This is a genomic window from Mesorhizobium sp. M7A.F.Ca.CA.004.12.1.1 (genome assembly GCF_003997835.1).
Classification (GTDB): domain Bacteria; phylum Pseudomonadota; class Alphaproteobacteria; order Rhizobiales; family Rhizobiaceae; genus Mesorhizobium.
Genome location: NZ_RZRK01001083.1, coordinates 1 through 1635, shown reverse-complemented (window position 1 = coordinate 1635; position 1635 = coordinate 1). Strand labels below are relative to the sequence as shown.

At 59.4% G+C, this 1635-nt stretch carries 2 protein-coding genes; both read right to left on the bottom strand.

Annotated elements, in window-relative coordinates:
* Positions 1-1125, bottom strand: a 1125-nt coding sequence (locus EN984_RS33835; RefSeq protein WP_127384319.1) for an aldehyde dehydrogenase family protein, incomplete at its 3' end; no start/stop codon positions are given.
* Positions 1126-1166: 41 nt separating this feature from the next.
* A partial coding sequence (locus tag EN984_RS38400) for a 4-hydroxythreonine-4-phosphate dehydrogenase PdxA (protein ID WP_206517548.1) occupies positions 1167-1635 on the bottom strand: 469 nt, incomplete at its 5' end.

Genomic DNA, 1635 nt, shown 5'->3' with positions numbered 1-1635 from the left:
TGTCAGTACGGTCGGATTGAGCCAGTAGCCGCCATCGACGGGCGCCTTGGTCGGGCGCCCACCGGCGAGAGCAAGCCTCGCGCCGCCCGCCACGGCTTCCGCAAGCACCGCCTCGACCTTTTCCAACTCTTCACGGCTGACTTTCGGGCCGATATCGGTATTTGTGTGCATCGGATCACCGACGACGAGCGACTTGGAGAATTCCACAAAGCGTGTGACGAACTGATCGTAAATCGAACGGTGAACGAGCGTGCGTTCGTTGCAAATGCAGACCTGTCCGCAATTCATGTATCGCGACGTGGCTGCGGAACGAACCGCCAGGTCGAGATCGGCATCAGCCAGGACGATGAATGGCGCCTTGCCGCCAAGCTCCAGCGAAACAGGCGTCAGATTGCGCGAAGCGTTCGCCATGATGCGCTTACCGGTCGGTACGCTTCCAGTCATGGTGATGAGGTCGACGCCGGGTTCCGTGCAGAGCACTTCGCCTATGGTTTCACCCCGTCCCGTTATGATGTTCACCACGCCGTCCGGCACGCCCGCTTCGACAAAGATGCGAGCCATTTCGAGCGCCGAAAGCGGCGTGTCTTCATGTGGTTTGAGGACGATGGTGTCGCCGGCGATCATGGCGGGCGCCACCTTTCGGCTGACCAAGGCGCTCGGGTAATTCCACGGAATGATGGCGGCGACAACGCCTACCGGTACACGCTGTATCCAGACCTGCTCTCCCGCGTAGTCGGACGGCAAGATCTCACCTTGAATGCGACGGGCAAATTCGGCGTAGTAGTCGAAGAACTCGGCTGCGCCGCCGACTTCACCTATTGCTTCATTGATCGGTTTGCCTTGTTCCCTGACCACCACCTCGGCCAGATGCCGGGCGTTCTGCCGGATCAAGACCGCGATCCGCTTCATGATCGCCGCACGGGCAAGAGGCGATTTGAGCCCCCAAGCCTTCTGCGCCTTGCGGGCGGCGTCTATCGCCTGGCGAGCCTGGTCTGGGCTTGCCTCGGGCACGTCGACAAAGGCCTTGCCGTTAGCCGGGTTGATAACCGAGCGCGTGCCAGCTTCGCCGATGACGAACTTCCCGTTGATCAACATGAGATACGATGTCTTTTCTTCTGCTGACATGGTTCAATCCGGTTCTGCGTGCGTTGCAGGCGTGCCGACGCCTAAGGGTTGGATTTCGCCGCGGCCATCTGGACCGCGAACTCGATCGCTTCGACCAAGCTGTCCTCATTGGCGATGCCCTTGCCGGCGATGTCGAAGGCCGTGCCGTGGTCGACGGAGGTGCGGATGATCGGAAGGCCGAGCGTGACATTGACACCGGAGAGCGCTTTCCACTCACCGGTCTCGGGATCGACATTGAAGCCGAGCAGTTTCACCGGGACATGGCCCTGATCGTGATACATCGCGACCACCGCGTCATACTGGCGGGCGCGCAACTTGACGAAAACCGGAGAGAAGGGAACAGGAAAAAAAAAGGAAAAAGAGGAGGAGGGGGAGGAGGAGAAGAAAGGGGGAGGGAGGGAGAGAGAAGAAAGGAAGAAAAGGAAGAATGAGAAGGAGTGAGGGTGAAGAGAGGAAAGAGAAAGTAGGGGAGGGGAAAGGAAAAGGAAGGGAAAAGAAGAGACCGGAAAC